Origin of the sequence: Bradyrhizobium sp., from assembly GCF_004799405.1 — a bacterium.
Lineage (GTDB): Bacteria > Pseudomonadota > Alphaproteobacteria > Rhizobiales > Xanthobacteraceae > Bradyrhizobium.
In genome coordinates, this window is sequence record NZ_SSMW01000009.1 from 1 (window position 1) to 17,389 (window position 17,389).

Annotated in this window: 17 protein-coding genes, 1 pseudogene and 1 riboswitch; of the genes and pseudogenes, 11 read left to right on the forward strand and 7 right to left on the reverse strand. The window is 64.1% G+C overall.

What is annotated here, in order from left to right:
• A pseudogene (locus E7813_RS02155) lies at positions 1–361 on the reverse strand (histidine phosphatase family protein); the annotation flags it as partial.
• 345 nt (positions 362–706) lie between these two features.
• Here E7813_RS02155 and E7813_RS02160 point away from each other — a divergent pair.
• Together E7813_RS02160 and E7813_RS02165 are read left to right on the forward strand one after the other, a co-directional pair.
• Positions 707–1,210 carry a heme-binding protein gene (locus E7813_RS02160; protein ID WP_291570397.1) on the forward strand — a complete coding sequence of 168 codons (504 nt, stop codon included), beginning with the start codon at positions 707–709 and terminating at the stop codon, positions 1,208–1,210.
• 825 nt (positions 1,211–2,035) lie between these two features.
• Complete coding sequence (locus E7813_RS02165) at positions 2,036–2,758, forward strand: hypothetical protein (protein ID WP_291570514.1); 723 nt, start codon at positions 2,036–2,038, stop codon at positions 2,756–2,758.
• Between the two features lie 52 nt (positions 2,759–2,810).
• On the opposite strand, the gene E7813_RS02170 is transcribed toward E7813_RS02165, so the two are convergent.
• Both E7813_RS02170 and E7813_RS02175 read right to left on the reverse strand, forming a co-directional pair.
• Positions 2,811–3,176 carry a hypothetical protein gene (locus E7813_RS02170; RefSeq protein ID WP_291570399.1) on the reverse strand — a complete coding sequence of 122 codons (366 nt, stop codon included), beginning with the start codon at positions 3,174–3,176 and terminating at the stop codon, positions 2,811–2,813.
• Positions 3,177–3,302: 126 nt separating this feature from the next.
• Positions 3,303–4,508: an extensin family protein gene (locus E7813_RS02175; RefSeq protein WP_291570401.1), complete on the reverse strand. Its 1,206-nt coding sequence runs from the start codon at positions 4,506–4,508 to the stop codon at positions 3,303–3,305.
• A 537-nt stretch (positions 4,509–5,045) separates the two neighbouring features.
• On the opposite strand from E7813_RS02175, the gene E7813_RS02180 reads away from it, so the two are divergent.
• On the forward strand, positions 5,046–6,155 hold the full coding sequence (locus tag E7813_RS02180; RefSeq protein WP_363331146.1) for a FecR domain-containing protein: 1,110 nt from the start codon (positions 5,046–5,048) through the stop codon (positions 6,153–6,155).
• 196 nt (positions 6,156–6,351) lie between these two features.
• On the forward strand, positions 6,352–7,920 hold the full coding sequence (locus E7813_RS02185) for a DUF4403 family protein (protein WP_291570403.1): 1,569 nt from the start codon (positions 6,352–6,354) through the stop codon (positions 7,918–7,920).
• A gap of 107 nt (positions 7,921–8,027) precedes the next feature.
• Here E7813_RS02185 and E7813_RS02190 read toward each other — a convergent pair whose 3' ends face one another.
• Positions 8,028–8,567: a PRC-barrel domain-containing protein gene (locus E7813_RS02190; protein ID WP_291570404.1), complete on the reverse strand. Its 540-nt coding sequence runs from the start codon at positions 8,565–8,567 to the stop codon at positions 8,028–8,030.
• 141 nt (positions 8,568–8,708) lie between these two features.
• Positions 8,709–9,083 carry a PRC-barrel domain-containing protein gene (locus tag E7813_RS02195; RefSeq protein WP_291570406.1) on the reverse strand — a complete coding sequence of 125 codons (375 nt, stop codon included), beginning with the start codon at positions 9,081–9,083 and terminating at the stop codon, positions 8,709–8,711.
• 304 nt (positions 9,084–9,387) lie between these two features.
• Between E7813_RS02195 and E7813_RS02200 the strand changes: the two genes are divergently transcribed.
• Positions 9,388–10,134 (forward strand): response regulator, encoded by a 747-nt coding sequence (locus E7813_RS02200; protein WP_291570408.1) that lies wholly within the window; start codon positions 9,388–9,390, stop codon positions 10,132–10,134.
• Positions 10,131–11,465, forward strand: coding sequence for an ATP-binding protein (locus tag E7813_RS02205; protein ID WP_291570410.1), 1,335 nt, complete (start codon positions 10,131–10,133; stop codon positions 11,463–11,465). Before E7813_RS02200 ends, E7813_RS02205 begins: the two co-directional genes overlap by 4 nt.
• A 6-nt stretch (positions 11,466–11,471) precedes the next feature.
• Here the strand turns inward: E7813_RS02205 and E7813_RS02210 are convergent, their stop codons facing one another.
• Both E7813_RS02210 and E7813_RS02215 read right to left on the reverse strand, forming a co-directional pair.
• Complete coding sequence (locus E7813_RS02210) at positions 11,472–11,672, reverse strand: hypothetical protein (protein ID WP_291570412.1); 201 nt, start codon at positions 11,670–11,672, stop codon at positions 11,472–11,474.
• Positions 11,673–11,849: 177 nt separating this feature from the next.
• Positions 11,850–13,343 (reverse strand): hypothetical protein, encoded by a 1,494-nt coding sequence (locus E7813_RS02215; protein ID WP_291570413.1) that lies wholly within the window; start codon positions 13,341–13,343, stop codon positions 11,850–11,852.
• A gap of 195 nt (positions 13,344–13,538) precedes the next feature.
• Between E7813_RS02215 and E7813_RS02220 the strand changes: the two genes are divergently transcribed.
• The 5 genes from E7813_RS02220 (at position 13,539) to E7813_RS02240 (ending at position 17,354) form a co-directional block, all read left to right on the forward strand.
• On the forward strand, positions 13,539–14,531 hold the full coding sequence (locus E7813_RS02220; RefSeq protein ID WP_291570415.1) for a transglycosylase SLT domain-containing protein: 993 nt from the start codon (positions 13,539–13,541) through the stop codon (positions 14,529–14,531).
• Positions 14,506–14,640, forward strand: a riboswitch (TPP riboswitch). (Overlaps the previous gene by 26 nt.)
• On the forward strand, positions 14,628–15,668 hold the full coding sequence (locus tag E7813_RS02225) for an FAD-dependent oxidoreductase (RefSeq protein WP_291570417.1): 1,041 nt from the start codon (positions 14,628–14,630) through the stop codon (positions 15,666–15,668). Its footprint overlaps the riboswitch before it by 13 nt.
• Positions 15,659–15,856, forward strand: a complete 198-nt coding sequence (gene thiS / locus E7813_RS02230; protein ID WP_291570418.1) for a sulfur carrier protein ThiS — start codon at positions 15,659–15,661, stop codon at positions 15,854–15,856. The genes E7813_RS02225 and thiS overlap by 10 nt, the downstream gene beginning before the upstream one ends.
• Positions 15,857–15,940: 84 nt before the next feature.
• A complete protein-coding gene (locus E7813_RS02235) occupies positions 15,941–16,723 on the forward strand; it encodes a thiazole synthase (RefSeq protein WP_291570420.1) in 783 nt (260 codons plus the stop codon).
• Positions 16,710–17,354 carry a thiamine phosphate synthase gene (locus tag E7813_RS02240; RefSeq protein WP_291570422.1) on the forward strand — a complete coding sequence of 215 codons (645 nt, stop codon included), beginning with the start codon at positions 16,710–16,712 and terminating at the stop codon, positions 17,352–17,354. Before E7813_RS02235 ends, E7813_RS02240 begins: the two co-directional genes overlap by 14 nt.
• Positions 17,355–17,389 lie beyond the last annotated feature (35 nt).

Here is a 17,389-nt window from a genome sequence, read left to right on the forward strand (position 1 = left end):
GTCCGTGACGATCGCGAGCGCCCCTTGAGGGGGCGGGACGAGATAGATATGAACTGATTTGGTCTTTCCGAAAATCAGAATATTTTTCCGGAACGGGGTTGACAGGCGAAATACCGCAACCCTGCTGATTTGCCCGTCGGGTGGCACTTTCGGGCGTGCGGACCGTGCTGGCTCTCAAACCATTTCGGCAGGGTCTCTCGGACAGTGATTGCAGCACCGCATCGTGGGCAACAAAGCGGATGTTAGCTCCGGGATAGCGTTCGAGCTGCGGCTGGACGCAATTCAGTGTCCGCTCCCGATACCGTCGCCAGCTTTCTCCATCAGGTGGCAAGATTCCTGCGAATGATTCTTTGGAGATCATCAGACGCGTCGCTCGGATTTTGACCCAACTCGCAAGTCGGCTCTAGCCCAACGGTGACCCGACGTGCTTTGGAGTTGGAGCTGAATTTCCGATTTTAGGGGCCTTATTTGACCGGCGAGCGAGTGGAACGGCGGCTGGCGGCCGTGCTGGCGGCGGATGTCGCCGGCCATCCGTCGGTGCCGATCTCATAAGCGAGTACATCGTCCGTCTAGGAAGAAGGCCGCGCCGCGGTCGCCGCCGCTCCAGCTTCGGCTTCATGCAGGAACGCACGGACGTCGGCCAGGATCCGGTCTGACAGATGCGGGTCTTCCACGGCGCGCGCCATAAGTCGGTCTGCGGTTGATCGTGGCTGCCGGACTGGCCGCGCTGCAGTTTCCCGGAGGCGCTGCTGCCGAGGTCCTCACCACACACCGCATCCCTGCCGCGCTCGCCAATGAGGCGGTGAGCGCCGCGGTGGCGGCTTGTACCCGGCAGGGTTTTGGCGTCACCGCGACCGTAATCGATGTCGACGCGCAGCGCATCGCGGTGCTGCGCGGCGACACCGCGGGGGTTCACACCTATCAAGCCTCCTGGGGCAACGCCTATACCGCGGTCGGCTTCGCTCCGATGCTGAAGCTCGACAACAACGGCGAAGTCGCCGCGCGCGTTGCGCAGTTCTCGGCGCGACAGCCGCCCGGTACGCTTCCGTTCCAGACGCCGGAGGGGATGATCTTTCGTGCCGGCGGCCTGACTATCAAGTATGGCGACGAAGTCATCGGATCGATCGGGGTCGGCGGAGCGCCGAGCGCGGAAGCCGACGAGGTGTGCGCGAAGGCGGGGCTCGACCAGATTCGCGAGCGGCTGAAGTAAAAACTGCATAGGCGGGGAAGGGCTGTACAGTTTTGATCGATGCGAAGCCACTCGGCTTCATCAGCCGGCGTAACAAGCTGATCTGACCTCCAGCGATGTCCGATTGAGTTCGCTATCAGGGGCAAAGCGGACTCAATGTACTCCAGGCGAGTATTTCGCCTTTTGACCCGGACCGGACATCATTGAAATGACGAGGCACCAGTGTAAGGTGGCTTCGGAATAGTGGCCAGGAGTCGAGGATCGATGGGTCTCAAAACTGTGCAGCGTCCAACTTTTGTCCTAATTGTGCGCGTGTCGATGGAGGGTGTCGCTAGCTTCCAAGAATACGAGGGCGCGGCACTTCCCCTGTTGAGGGAGTTCGGCGGACTGTTGGAGAGACGCTTGCGCAACTCAGACGGCACTGTCGAGGTACATATCGTAAGCTTCGACTCTGAGCAGAGTTTTCAAAGATTTAGAAGCGACCCGAGGCGTGCTTCACATGCGCATCTCATGGAGAAGGCGTCCGCGATGAATGAACTGATCGCCATGGCCGACGTCTCTTAATGGCACAAAGCGACTTGGCCGGTCTGGCTGACGATGTCTGCGTACCGGCGCAAAGCGGAAGTCTGCATTCAGGACCATCAGGTCCGAGTCTGACCCGACTGTCCCGTGGTGACATTCGTTGGTCTGATCTATGGTCGGAACGGCCGCAGCGCTGAACAGAACCGAGGCGGTTGCAGCGGGAGCCAGCTGGCGACGAATCGAGCAAAAGGCGCTCCAGGATGGAACCAGGACGCCCTTTGCCCGTTTGAGTTCCCGCATGCCATCGAAAACGCCGGGGGTACGGTGAACAAGGTCAAATACCGGCTGAACAATCCGCGCCTGGCGCCACGCCGGACCAAGCTCGAAATCCCAGGTTGGGCCGGCAAGCGCGACCCGCGCGCCAACGGTTCACGTGAGCAGGTATGGCATTGCGTGCCGTTTTCGGAAGGCGCTCAATACGGCATCGAGCTGTTTTATCCCTACGACTTTGAGCTCCACGTCAGCACCCACGACGGTCATTTGACCCTCGATGCCGATTGGGGAGAGCCGCCTGACGGCGGGGCCGAGTGGCCGCCGTTCCGGAATTTCGGCGATGCTTTTTACACCTACCAGATCCTGCTCGATATGAAGGTGGAAAAGGGCATGGCGATCCGCACGGAGCCGCATCCGCGCTTCTACACCGATCGCACGGACACCGTGCCGATCGCGGTGCCGGCGCTGATCCGAAGCTGGTGGCCGATGCTCTTTTTCTGCGTCTTCAAGGCGCCCGCCGAGGGACGAACCCACATTTTCAGGCCGAACGAACCGTTCGCCCAGATGATCGTGATCCCCGAGGAAGCCGCGTTCGATCTCGAGCCGATGAGCGAAGAGGAATGCGCCGAACGCGAACTACAGTCACGTCGCATCTATGCCAACCGTCCGAACTTGTCAGCCGGAACCGAATGGACTTCGTCCACCAACACCGTGTTCGACGGCACCTATCGCCACCTGCACCGCGCCGCGAAGGAAAAGGCCCGCCGGGACTAGGTCTTAAAAAAACAGGACCCAGAGGGTCCTGCTTTTCATCATCGCAACTCGATCAATAGTCGCGGCGATAGAAGCTGTGGTGATGGTGATGATGATGGTGATGGTGGCGGCGATACCGGGGCACCACGACGACGCGTGGATAGTAGCTGTGGTGATGATGATGCCGATAGAAGCTGTGATGGTGGTGGTGGTGATGGTGGTGGAATTGGGCGAGTTGAACATTTTCCACCGCCTTGGCGGGGGCGGACTCGTCAACCGCCTGCAGTAACGCGACGGCGTTTGGAATCGGCTCCAGCAGGTCGGCATATGAATTAGCCCGTAAAACATCCGTCGGAGCCGGGGCGGCTACGGCTTCGGCAGCTGTGAAGCTGCCGAGCGTCGCCACCGCTCCCAATAATCCAGCGATCTTCTTGTCCATGGTTACTCCTCCAGTTCATGGCGCCGGACATAGAGCCGGCAAGGCGCAACGCGACGGATCGCCGAATGTTCCGGGAACAAGTCCTGGCAAGTTTTCTTCCACGCTTTCGAATACCCGTTCCCGGTCCTAATCGTCCCCGGATTCGTCTTCGTCGCTGGCCTTGCTGATCTTATGCGGATGCGGGTGGGCCTTGCGGCCGCCGAGCGATCCCGTCACCTGCGGTTCGCGCGAGGCATAGGGACTGCGCTGCGCGGCGCGCGCGGCGACTTCCTCGCCTGATCTTGCGGCCGGCTCGCAGATGATGCGCCTGGTGGCGCGGCGCATCAGGTCGACGTGAATGTGATTGTAGTGATAGACGTTGGAGCCCGGTGCCAGCACGGTGTTGAACTGCTGGCAGGCGGTGGCCTGCACGTCGCGCAGAAAGCCCTGCTCTTCCGGCATGCCTTTCCAGCCTTCCTGCACCGAAACCTGCCGTCCGTCGGCCAGCGTAAAGCCTGCGATGTCCAGCGCATTGCCGAAAGCGTGTTCGGAAATATGCGCGTTCGGATTGCCGTTCATGCCGCGGCAGGAATAGGCGGAGATCTGCCTGATCTCGACCACGCGCGCGCCGAACCAGCGCATCGCAGCCGGCTGCACCGAATCCGCAAGCCAGCGGTCGAGCACCGAGACGATCGGACAGGCCAGCGTCGCCGCAGGCTTCACCGCGACCGGCCCGAACGCTGCAATGGAATTGCCCTGCGCCGGACCGAGTGGCGGCAGCGGACTGGACCGCGGCGCATTGGGGTGCTCCGGATATGGCGACGAATAGCGGTCGCGGGAGGGATAGGCCGGCGTGTAGGGATCGCGCATCGCGGGCTCACGCAACTCCGGCGTGCCCTCGGGCGGAAGATCGATATCGTCTTCGTCTGGCGCGACGCCGGGAGCGGTCAATGAAATGGGTCCGCTGGAGGGAGCACCGTAGCCGGGCTGTCGCATCACCGAGGCCGAATAGGGTGCAGAAGCCGGCGGCGGTTGCGAGATCGGCCAGCGCGGCTGGTTGCCGATGCTTGCCGGTGGCCGCGGGTCGTCATCGAGAAAGCCGAGACTGCTGCTGCCTTCGCCGAGTGCGGCGACCTTGAGCGGATACTCGGCGCCGCAAACTCCGGGACCGGAAATCGGATTGACCCGTACCAGGTCGGCGCTTTCCTTGACGGCGCCGGACTTCAGGCACGCCATTTCGGCCTCGGCCCGCCACGGTTCGCGCTCCGCGGACTGAAAAAATCCGCGACCGCAACCCGCCAACGATACAAGGACGAAGGAGCCGACGAGATACCAACGAACTCCGCGCGTCATCCGCGCAACTTCGGCTAATTTATTTAAGGACTCTTCAACGCGTTGATTTCACTGTTCTTTAACTACGTTGCCCGCGGCGCGCGTCTGTGGAGAAGTCGCAATAGACAGCAGGGCTTACTTTTTCCGTCGGGAACGGTTTGCTAGCCTGAAGCGTTGCAGCGGACAGCGACGTGAACCAGGGAGTTTTCCCAATGGCTTTCATGGGTCCTTTCGTCAGCAGGCTGGGCGTTATCGCCGCCTATGTCGCATTCGCCTTTGTCGGCGCTATCATTCTCGGCGTGTTCTAGGGCGTTCGCATCACGGCACGAAATTGATGACGCCCGGCGGTCCGGATCTTTCCAGCCGCCGGGCGTTTTTTATGGGAGCCGCCGCACGCAGCGCGCCACCACCGTATCGCCGCAAAGGCGGGAGATAGCGCTTGATCGTTGCGCATTCGCGCGCCAATAAAGCCGTTCGCATTCATCCGGCATTCAGCCCGGCCGGCCCTCAATCGCCGGTCTAACCTCGCCAACTCCATTCCGGTTAAGGATTCCCATCGTGACGCGGCAACGGCTTTTACTCGCGGTCTGGCTTCTGGGCTGCTTCATGCTGGCCGGCGCGGCGGAGGTTTTTGCAACATCTCCGGTCGGGGCAGAATCCGCAGCAATCGTCGTGTCCGGACTGACGAGGCTCGCCCAGGCGCAACCGGCGCAGACGCCGGCGCCGCCGGCCGCGCCCGCCGCGGCGGCGACCGCAAGCGACGAGCCAATCGGAAACGTCGCGACGCTGACCGGCAGCGCGACCGTGACCCGCAACAACACGCCGGCTCCTCTCAAGCTGCAGGACGATATTTTCGAGAACGACGTGTTGCAGACTTCGGCGAATTCCACCCTCGGCGTCACCTTCAACGACGCCACTACCTTCAATCTCACCGCCAATGCGCAGATCACGGTCGACAGCTTCGTCTATGAGGACGGCGGCAAGCAAAACGGCGCGCTGTTCGCGATCGCCAAGGGCACGGTCGCCTTCGCCGCCGCCGCCGTCGCCAAGACCGGCGACATGCGAATATCGACGCCGACCGCCACATTGGGCATTCGCGGCACCACCGGCCTGGTCGAGGTGCCCGAAGGTGCGGCCGCGACCGCTGCAAATCCGAACAATGTCGCGATCAAGCTCTATCCCGACGCCGACGGCAGCGTCGGGCGGATCGAGGTCAATGGCCGCGACGGGTTGCGGCTCGGCTTTCTGACGCAGGGCGCCAGCGGCTTCACCATCCGCGCCGGGGCCGGCGGCCGCTTTACCGCCGCGCCGCTTTTCATCTCGCCGCAGCAGGCGTTGCGCGACCAGGGCATCGTGCGCCAGGTTCACGTCGCGCAAAGCGTCGGCCGCCAGATTGTCACCCAGAAGCGCATCGAGCGCCTGCAAAATCCGGGCAGGAACAATCCCGGCGCGCGTCAGCCTGGGCTGCAGCGACCGAACGGCTTGCCGCAACGGCCGGGCGCGCCACAGCCAGGCCAGCAAAGGCCCGAACTGCAGAGGCCTGAACTGCAGCGGCCAGGACTGCAGCGACAAGGCGCGCCCAATGCGCCGGGATTGCAGCGGCCCCCGGGCCAGTTCAGGCCCGCGCTGGCGCCGAAGGGCAAGCTGCCGCCGAAGAAGAAAAAATAGGGCTGATGGCGTCATCCCCGGCGCGCAACGGCGCCTGTACGGCGGATGACGACGAGGCCTGATGGACGGGCTTGCGGCGCGTCAAACGTGGCGTTCTTGCGCATCATTTGTTTCCAATCATTATTGTCCCGGCGCGTTCGCCGGGACGGCGCAATTGGGGTAGACTCTCCCCTCGCTGAATCAGTCCGGGGAGACGATGCGACAAGCGATGCGGCCCAAGACGATCCTGCCTGCGATCGCGGTGATCGTGGTCTCGTTTTTCGTCAGCCTGAAGATCATGGACCGGCTGTGGCCGCACGGCACGGGCGCCGCACCGGTACTGGTCGAATTGCCGCCGCTGCCGCCGGCCCCGCGCATCTCAAGCATCATTGCGCCGGTCACGATCGCGCTTCCCGCCATTCGCGACGCCGCCGAGCGCGGCGCGCCGCGCAATTTCTCGGGAAAAGCCGACAACCCGGCTCCGCAGATCCTGCAGAACGCCGACATCAGCTGGACCGCGTCGCGCGGCCCGATCACGGCGACCGGCGCCCAGGACGTGCTGACGTTGACGACGCCGCTGACGGGCACGGTCAACGCAACGGGCTCGCTGTCCTCCAAGGTGAAGGGGGCGGTTGGCGACGCGATCGGCGGCCTGCTCGGCGGCAATGTCGCCAAACGGATCGGCAGCGTGAACATCAAGGCGCTTAACGCCAGCGCCGATATCAAGGGCAATGTCATCCTCACCTCGCGGCCGAAGCTCGCCGCGGCCTGGCATTTCGAACCCAACCTCGCCGCGCAGGTGACCTTGAACGACAGCAGCCTGGTGGTGGCGGGCGTGCGCGTTAACGTGCCGACGCAGGTCAAGCCGCTGATCGACAAGGCCGTCGCCCGCCAGCTCGACGCGGTGGCGGCGCGGATCCGCAACGATCCTGCATTGGAGAAGAACGCGCGGGAGCAATGGGCCAGCGCCTGCCGCTCGATCCTGCTGCAGCGCGCCAACCCGGGGGCGTCACTGCCCGCACTCTGGCTGGAGCTGCGGCCAACGCGCGCGATCGCGGCGCAGCCGCGCGTCGATGCATCCGCGGTCATGCTCACGCTCGGCATCGAGGCTGAAACCCGCATCACCTCGATGCAGACCAATCCCGATTGTCCGTTTCCGGCGACCATCAGCATCGTTCCGCCGACCCCCGGCCGTGTCAGCATCGGCGTTCCGATCGATCTGCCGCTCGCCGAGATCGGCAATATCCTGCAAGCGCACCTCGCCGGCCGGACCTTTCCGGAAGACGGCTCGGGCCCGGTCGATGTCAAGGTCAGGCGCGCCAGCGTCGCGGCATCGGGCGACCGGCTGCTGATCTCGCTGCTGATCAGCGCCAAGGAGAAAAAAAGCCTGTTCGGGTTCGGCGGCGAGGCCACCGTGTATATCTGGGGCCGGCCCGCGATCGATCAGGCGCAGCAGACCCTGGGGCTGGCCAACGTCGAACTCGCGGTCGAATCGGAAGACGCGTTCGGACTGCTCGGGACCGCGGCGCGCGCCGCGATGCCGTATTTGCAAAAAGCGCTGGCGGAAAAAGCCGCGGTCGATCTCAAGCCGTTCGCATCGAACGTACAGAGGAGAATTGCTACCGCGATAGCCGATCTGCAGAAGAACGAGGACGGCGTGCGGGTGGCGGCGGAAATCAGCCGCCTGCGGCTTGCCGATATCGCCTTCGATTCGAAGACGCTGCGCGTGATCGCGGAAGCCGAGGGTGCGATCAGCGTTTCCCTGACCGCGCTGCCGGGCCTGTAAGGAAGCGGCATACCCCAAAAAGTCGGCTTGGCGGGCACCGGCAAGAAAAAGCGCGCCCGGCAAGACCGGGCGCGCCGTCCGTTTGGCGTGTCACCTCGAACGTCGGCTTACGACGAATATTTGAACTCAGGCATCGCCTTGAGCTCATCCTTGGTCGCGCTGAATACGGCGTGATCGGGATACCACGGATTGGGCTGCGAGGCGGGCGCGGTCGCGGCCCCCGTGGTCGTGGTGGATGTCGCCGGCGGTGTCGTCGGCGTCGTCGTCATCGGCCGGCTGTGCGGCTCGTTGCCCGCCACGCCGGTGTAGGCGATCGGCTCATTGACGAACTTGATCTTGTCGAAGGGCACCGCGACCAGACGCGTGCCGACGCCGAGGAAGCCGCCGACGCTGATCACCGCCGCCTTGATGTTCCCGCTCTTGTCGGTCAAGAGGTCGTTGATCGAGCCGAGGCTCTCGTTGTTTTCGTTATAGACATTGAGCCCGACGACTTTCGAGGCGCGCCAGTCGCCCTGGAACGAGGAGTCCGACGCCGTCGCCGGCACCATGTTGGCGCGGTCGGTGGTGGCGGTCGGGGTTTGCGCGAACGCAACGCTCGCCAACAACGCGGATCCGGCAAGACCGGCCGCCATATATTTTGCTAACATGGGTTTTCTCCCTGATATGAAATGGTGAAGGGAAAACGAAGTGCTGCGACGGCTGTTCCGGTCGCGCCGACATTTCAGGTATGCGCTGCCATTTCTTGCGCTGCGATTTCGACCAGGTTCCGAAGCCAACCGCGCGACAAATCAGAAGCCGCCCCAATAGGGCGGGATTCCGTAGTAGCGATGCAACTCCGTCTCCTGCGAACGATCGCCCCAATCGAAGTCCTTGTCGGCGCGAAACGATGGCGCGCCCCGTAGCTCGTCATCGTCGACATCGAGCTGATAGGCTTCGAACCGTGGGTTATAGCTCAGGCGCGCCCATGGCAGCGGAAGCAGGCTGGTGCCCATGCCGAGGAATCCACCGAAACTGAGGATTGCGTAGGAAACCTTGCCGCTGATTTTATCGATCATCAGTCGTTCGATGTGACCGATCCGGTCGCCGTTCGGCCGCCGCACCGCGGTACCCTCGACCCGGTCGCTCGCGATCAACTGATGCGGTTTGTACATGACGTCACTCATCGTCCTCAGACCTCCAGAGGTTGATGAAGGAAGGCAACGTATCAGCCGCGGCCAGGTTCCAGCCGGTGGCAAATGAAATTGCGCCGCCTGCGACTATCGCCGCGGCTAGCGGTGGCTCCGCCGGCACGGAAATTGGGGCGCCGACGGTTCCGAAGGTTCTTGCAAGCCCGGGGAACGTCAGGGTTAATGAGCGCGACCTTGTCATCGCCCTGCCCGCCGAGGCGGCTCGTTCCCGGGCGGCGCCAGAAATATTGCGAAACAATATCCGCCGCCGATTATCCCGAATCTGAGGCAAAGGGTTGGCATGGCCACGGCATCGCCGAACATCCTCGTCGTCGAAGACGACCGCGAAACGCGGGCGTTGATTGCGAAATATTTGCGGAACAACGCCTGCAACGTCACGACGGCAAACGACGGCCGCGAAATGACGCGCGCGTTGGCCGACCACCGCGTCGATCTTGTCATCCTCGACGTGATGCTGCCGGGCGAAGACGGTCTCAGCCTGTGCCGCAAGGTCCGCGCCGAATCGCAGATGCCGATCATCATGCTCACCGCGCGCGGCGAGGACGTCGATCGCATCCTCGGGCTCGAGATGGGCGCCGACGATTACCTGGCCAAGCCGTTCAACCCGCGCGAATTGCTGGCCCGGATCAACGCGGTGCTGCGCCGCCAGGCCGCCGCCCAGACCGTCAGCGCCAGCACCGGCGCGACCGCCCTCACCTTCCGCGGCTGGCGGATCGATTTCCGCCTGCGGGAATTGCGCAATCCGGCCGGCGCGCGCGTGGCGATGACCAGCGCCGAATTCGACCTGCTGCGAACCTTCTGCGAGCGGCCGGGCCGGGTGCTGTCGCGCGACAGCCTGCTGGACCTCACCCAGGGGCGCAACGCCGGCTCGTTCGAACGCAGCATCGACGTGCTGGTCAGCCGCATCCGGCGCAAGATCGAACCCGATCCGCAGGATGCCACCATGATCAAGACGGTGCGTTCCGGCGGCTACATGTTCACCCCGACGGTCGAACCGGTCACCAATCCCGTCAACGGCGGATCATGAGGCTGCTCGGCTTTCTCAATCTGAAACGCATCAGCGGGCAGATCGCCGCCCTGGTGGTCGCTTCGATCGTCGCCATTCATCTGATCCTCACCGCGACTTTTCTGTTGCATCGGCCGGACCAGACCGATCCCTCCGTCGACCGCGGGCACGGTCAGCTCGCGGCGCTGGCCCAGCTTCTGGGCGCTGCGCCCGCGGCCGAACGGCCACGGTTGTTCGCCGACATCGCGCAGGCCTTTCCGCAACTCCACATCGAAAGCGTTGCACCGGGTTCCGGCTCTACCGTGAGCGAAGCGGACGGGCCGGGCCTGCGCAGCCTGCATCGCCATCTCGGCAGCAACTACAAGATCTTTTCGCTCGCGCGCGATGGTGACACCCAAAAGATCGGCATCGCGCTGCCGGACGGCAGCATGATTTCCGCGGATATCCTGCGGGACCAGCGGCAACATTCGTTCCGGAGCGGATTGTGGATCATCACGGTGCTGTTCGCGGTGATCAGCGTCACCTTGCTTGGGCTGTGGGCCGCCCGCGCCTTGACGGCGCCACTGTCGTCCTTTGCCGAGGCCGCCGAAAGCTTCAGCCTGGGCGGCGCCACCGCGCCGCTGCCCGAACGCGGCCCCGAAGAGATCCGTTCGGTCGCCAAGGCGTTCAACCGGATGCGGGAGCGGATCACCACGCTGATCGACGACCGCACCAGGATGCTGGCCGCCATCAGCCACGACCTGCGGACCCCGATCACGCGCATGCGCCTGCGTTCGGAATTCATCGAAGACGACGCGCATCGCGGCCGCATGCTGGGCGATCTCGACCAGATGCGCTCGATGCTGGAGTCGGTGCTGTCGTTTTTGCGCAACGACCGCAAGCTCGAATCCATGACGCTGGTCGACATCGCGACCACGCTGCAGCTCGTCGCCGATCAATTCGCCGACATGGGATACAAGGTGGTTTACGACGGCCCCGAACACGCGATGGCCACCGTCCGGCCCGACGATCTCCATCGCAGCATCACCAACCTGGTGGAGAACGCCGCCCGGTTCGGGACCGAGACCACGATCCGCCTGCGCATGTCGCCGCAGACCGCGACGATCGAAATCGAGGACGACGGTCCGGGCATTTCCGATGCGCGCAAGGAGGTCATGCTGGAGCCGTTCGTGCGCGGCGATGACGCCCGCAACATGGATGAAGCCGCGGGCTTCGGTCTCGGGCTCTCGATCGCACGCACCATCGTGCAGGCGCATGGCGGCGAGCTATCGCTGCACGACCGGCAGCCTCATGGATTGATCGTTCGCATTCAATTGCCGGTTCGCCAGCACAGCCGCCAGTCGGCCGCCTGAACGCTGTCAGGCCGCGAGCGCTTCCCTGTCGGGATGCGAAGCATCGAAAAAGGCTACCGCCTCGAACCGGTAATCGCAGGCCTTGCAGTGCCAGAGATAGGAGATGCGGCGCGCGCTGTTCTCGATCCAGTCGGGCGCCGGGATCGGCTGACCGCATTGGGCGCAGGGATTTTTTCGGGGCAAATAGCCGAGATCGGCAGTGGCCATGGCGCATCTCCCTGTTGCTGTTGTTGCTTGAGCGCGAATTGGACAGGCTTGCTGACGGATACCAGCGCGTCGTCCTGTCGCCGGTGATTTCTTGGAAGAGCAATCAGCCTTTTTGACGGCGATGATTTTTCACTGCGATTATTTTTCACCTTCCCTGGGGGAGGGTAAACACAGCGTTCACTTCGCGGTTGGGCTCACCACCGGTTCCACCGTATGCACTGCGCCTACTTTGCGCAGATGAATCGTGGCGATGTCGTCGGCATAGACTTTCTGCCAGCCGTCGATGTGATCGAGCAGTTTGGTCGCAGCACTCTGCGTTCGCATCAGGGTCGCCTCGATCCCGTACTGGTCGAGCAGCCGGAACAGGTTTTCCGGTTCCATCAACCCGCTGGCGGCGTTGTGGTCGACAAAGAATTTCTCGCCGTAGAGTTCGGTGCGGCCGTCGATGAAGGGGGCGACACCGTTGGCGATCAGGTAGCCGCCGAAATCGTAATCGTTGAAGACGCGGGTGACATTGAGCTGCTTCAGCGCGGCCACCGCCGCGACCGGCGAACCGCGGGTATGCGGCTCGAAGCGGTGCACCGACCCATAGGCAAAGGTTCCCGCCACCAGCACAACCGCGATGCCGGCGAACAGCCCGCCGCGCATCGGCATGACGGCGGTCGAGCCGGAGACCTCGATGCCGTTGAGCTGCCTTGCCAAGGGAGCGGCGAGCACCATTGGCGCCAGCAGCGCCAGCATTTCGGCGGCGCGTTCCTGGCTCAGCGCCATGTGCAGCAATCCCAGCAGCAGCACGATGCGCAACGGCGGCAGCCTGACGCCGCGCAACAGCGCAAGCCCTGTTCCGAGCAGCAGGCAGACCTCGAACGCGCCGAGACTGCCGAAATTCGCCGGCCGCCATTCCATGATCAGCGGCAGCGCGCCGCCAAGGTCGAGAATTTTCAGCGACGCCAGCAGCGAATTCCAGCCATAGGGCGTGCAGCAGCTTGCCAGCAAGGCCGCGACGCCGAAGCCCGCCCATCGCAACACCAGCGATTGCCGCGAACGCGCCTCCGCGTTCACGACGGCGTCGAGTGCTATCGGCGCGATCAGCACCAGGCCGAACACAAAGCCGCCATGCAGGTTGGCCCACAGCGCCATCAACGGCAGCAGCCAGAACGACGGCGCATCGCGTCGGTCCGCCGCGGCGATCAATCCGCCGACCCAGGCCACCATCACCGGCATCGCCAGCACATGCGGCCGCGCCAGCAGATGCGGCACGGTCAGCGCCAGGGCTGCGGCAACGAACACCAGCGTCGTGCTTTCGCTCAAATGCCGGTTCAGGAATTTTGTCAGCAGCGCGAAGGTTGCGGCGATCGCGGCGGCGGCCAGCACCACCGGCCCGCTCCAGCCTGCGACCGCATAGGTCTTGGCATAGAGCACCTGCGCCAGCCACTGCGTCGAAATCCAGGGCTGGCCGCGCATGGTGAAGGAATAGACGTCGGTGTGCGGCACCGCATGATGATCGAGAATCCACTGGCCGACGGTGATCTGCCACATCGTATCGGGATCGATCAGCAGCCGGTTTCCGGCCAGCAGAAACAGCGCATAGACGCCGATGCCGACCCATAGCGGCACTAGCCCGCGGAGGCTGCGGACTTCCTCAGCGGTGTTGGCGACAGACATCGTCATCGGCGCGGCCGGATTTCCTGGTAATTCCGGAGGGATCGAAGCATGCCAAGGCATAATTCTTGGTAAATCCGCAGCCGAACAGGGAACAAACCCTGACAAAACCGGGATTTGGCCACATCCCTGCCCGCTCGTTGCAACAATCGGAGCCATTAAGTGTCGAACTGAACCTGGCTCCCGCTCCGCGAGACGCGCCCGTTGAAATATCCCGTCGAAATCCTGCTCGGGTTTGCCGGAATCGCCGCCGTTGCGCAGCCGATATTCTGGCCGATCACGGCATCGGGCGAGGCCGAGAGGCCACAACCGGCGATAACGGCGCCGCAGCCGGCGCAGCCGCCATCCGTCGAACCTTTGCAGCGGACCCAGCAAGCGGCGCTAACTGACGACGTGTGGCAGCCGGAGCGAATGCCGCCGGCCGCGGCAAGGCCACAGCAAACGGAAAACGCGCCGCCACCGGAAAAGTCGCCACCTTCCAAGAGATCGCGCCGCGCCGCGCTTGAGACGCTGATCGCCGCGCATGCCAAGGCCAACGACGTGCCGCAGGCTTTGGTGCATCGCGTGATCGTTCGCGAAAGCCGGTATCAGCCCGATCTGGTCGGGCGCGGCGGCACCATCGGCCTGATGCAGATCAAGCTCGCAACCGCACGCGGCCTCGGCTATCGGGGCGATGCGATAGGCCTGCGCGATCCCGACACCAACCTCGCATTTGGCGTCAAGTATCTCGCCGGCGCCTATCGCGCCGCCAACGGCGATCACGACCGCGCCATCCACTATTACGCCCGCGGATATTATGAAGTCGCCAAGCTGCAGCGGCAGGAACGCCCGCGCGTGATGCAGGCCGGTCCGGTGCTTGCGAGTGTACCGCCGAACCAGGTGGCGATGGCGAAGCCCGAGGAGGTCGCGAAGCCTGAGGAAACCGCAAAGCCGGTGGAAGTCGCAAAGCCGGTAGAAACCGCAAAGCCTGTGGAAAGCGTAAAGCCGGAACAGGCCGCCGCGGCGCCGAAGCAAAGTGCATTGCCGAAGGCGGCAGCGGCCAAGCCAAAGAAAGAGGTCCGGAACAGGCTGGCCGAGTACGGCGAGCCGGTTCCTCGGCCGCCGGCGAACATCCCGACCGGTGCAAACAGCGCAAAGCGCGTTGACACTTCCCGCCATCGGCCTACATTAGCTCTGTTCCGAGGGGAGCTCCGATGAGGAGCTGAGAGACCGCAAGCTCAAATCCTGCGCAGGGATGCGAGACCGCGGTGACCCTTTGAACCTGATCCGGGTCATGCCGGCGAAGGGACAGGGATGTATCAGAGTTCAGACGCACAGCGCGGGCGGTCGCCCGTGGCACTCCGGGGGGAATCCCCCGTTTCGGTCATCGGCGCAGGGATTGCCGGCGCGTGGCAGGCGTTGCTGTTTGCGCAAGCCGGCCACGCGGTCACGCTGCATGAGCGCGGCGATGACGCGATGACGCAGGCCACCAGCCACTGGGCCGGCGGCATGCTGGCGCCGTATTGCGAGCGCGAAGTCTCCGAACCCGTCATCATGCGCCTGGGCATTCGCTCGCTCGATCTATGGCGCGAGCATTTTCCGCAGACGCCGTTCAATGGCTCGCTGGTGGTGTCGCACCCGCGCGACCGCGCCGATTTCGAGCGTTTTGCCAAACTCACCTCGGGTCATCGGCGTATCGACGCGCAAGCCATCATCGGGCTTGAACCTTCGCTCGAGGGACGCTTTCGCGACGCATTATTTTTTCCCGACGAAGGCCATGTCGAGCCGCGCCTGGTGCTGCCGCAGTTGCATCAGCGAATTGCAGCCAGTGGCGGCACGGTCGCGTTCAACAGCGAAGCGGATCCCGCCGAAGGCGACGGCGTCGTGATCGATTGCCGCGGGCTTGGCGCTCGGGAAACATTTCCGGAGCTGCGCGGCGTCAAGGGCGAGATGATCATCATCGAGAGCGACGAGATCGAACTGTCGCGCCCGGTGCGGCTGATCCATCCGCGCTGGCCGCTCTACATCATCCCGCGCGCCGACCATCAGTTCATGATCGGCGCCACCTCGATCGAGCGCGAGGATAATGGCGTCAGCGTGCGCTCGGCGCTGGAACTGCTCAGCGCCGCCTATGCGGTGCATCCGGCGTTCGGCGAGGCCCGCATCGTCGAGATCGGCTCGGGCCTGCGGCCGGCGTTCCCCGACAACCTGCCGCGCATCGCGGTGAATAACCAGCGCATCGCGGTCAACGGACTCTATCGCCACGGTTTCCTGCTGGCGCCGGCGCTGGCCGAACTGACGCTCGGCTATGTCGAGCGCGGCGTGATCGACAATGAGGTGATGCAATGCGCGTGACCGTCAACGGCGAACCGCGCGAGATATCGTCGGTAAGCGTCGATGCGCTGCTCGGCGAACTCGAATATGAAGGCACGCATTTTGCGATCGCGCTGAATTTCGACGTGCTGCCGCGCAGCCGCTGGGCACAGACGCCGCTCAAGAACGGCGACGAGATCGAGATCATCACGCCGCGGCAGGGAGGGTGAGATGAGCTACGCGATATCTGGTGCTTTACTTGCCTCTCCCCGCAAGCGGGGCGAGGGAGCGCACCGCGACAAGGTGATACGTCCATGCTGAATCTCTACGGCAAAACCTTTCCCTCTCGCCTGCTGGTCGGCAGCGCGCTGTATCCGTCGCCGGCGATCATGCAGGCGGCGATCCGCGCCTCGGCTGCGCAGATCGTCACGGTGTCGCTGCGGCGGGAAGCGGCCGGCGGCAAGACCGGCGATGCGTTCTGGTCGCTGATCCGCGAGTTGGACGTGACGGTGCTGCCGAACACCGCGGGCTGCCGCAGCGTGCGCGAGGCGGTGACCACGGCGAAACTGGCGCGCGAATTGTTCGCGACCTCGTGGATCAAGCTCGAGGTGATCGCCGACAACGACACGCTGCAGCCCGACGTGGTCGGGCTGGTCGAGGCTGCCGGCATCCTGATCAAGGACGGTTTTGAGGTGTTTCCCTACTGCACCGAAGACCTCAGCGTCGCGATGCGGCTGGTCGAGGCCGGCTGCAAGGTGGTGATGCCGTGGGCGGCACCGATCGGCAGCGCCAAGGGCATCATCAACCGCGATGCGCTGAAACTGTTGCGCGACCGCCTGCCCGACGTGACGCTGGTGGTGGACGCCGGCTTGGGCGCGCCCTCGCATGCGGCCGAAGCGCTCGAGCTCGGCTACGACGCCGTGCTGCTGAACACCGCGATTGCCAAAGCCGCCGACCCCGTCGCGATGGCGAGCGCGTTTCGCCTCGGCGTCGAGGCCGGACGCACCGCCTTTGAAGCGGGCCTGATGGAAGCCCGCGACTTCGCCTCCCCTTCAACCCCAGTCATCGGGACCCCGTTCTGGCATGCCGCATCCTGATCGCAACGCGTATCCTGATCGCCCCACATATCCCGATCGCTTTTATCCCGTGGTCGACACCGTCGCCTGGGTGGCGCGGCTGGCGCTGCTTGGCGCCGGCACCATTCAATTGCGCGCCAAGAACCTCGACGATTCCGAAGCGCTGCAGACCGTCAGCGACGCGCTCGAGGTCATCAAGGGCACGCCGGCCAAACTCGTGGTCAACGACTACTGGCGGGTGGCGATCGTCGCCGGCGCCAAGCACCTACATCTCGGCCAGGAAGATCTCGCCGACGCCGACCTCAAGGCGATCCGCGACGCGGGTCTCACGCTCGGCATCTCGACCCACGACGACGCTGAGCTCGAAACCGCATTGCGCGCGGAGCCGGATTATATCGCGCTCGGACCGATCTTTCCGACTACGCTGAAGTCAATGCGGTTTGCGCCGCAGGGCATCCCGAAAATCACCGAGTGGAAGCGCCGCATCGGCAACATCCCGCTGGTCGCGATCGGCGGCATCAAGCTCGAGCAGGCGCGCGAGATTTTCGCGGCCGGCGCCGACAGTATCGCCGTGGTCAGCGACGTCACCCAGAATGCCGAACCTGATGCGCGGGTGCGCGCGTGGCTCGGACAGAACGCGGAGGCCGCTTAGATGATCGCCTGCGGAGACACCCCCACCCAACTTCG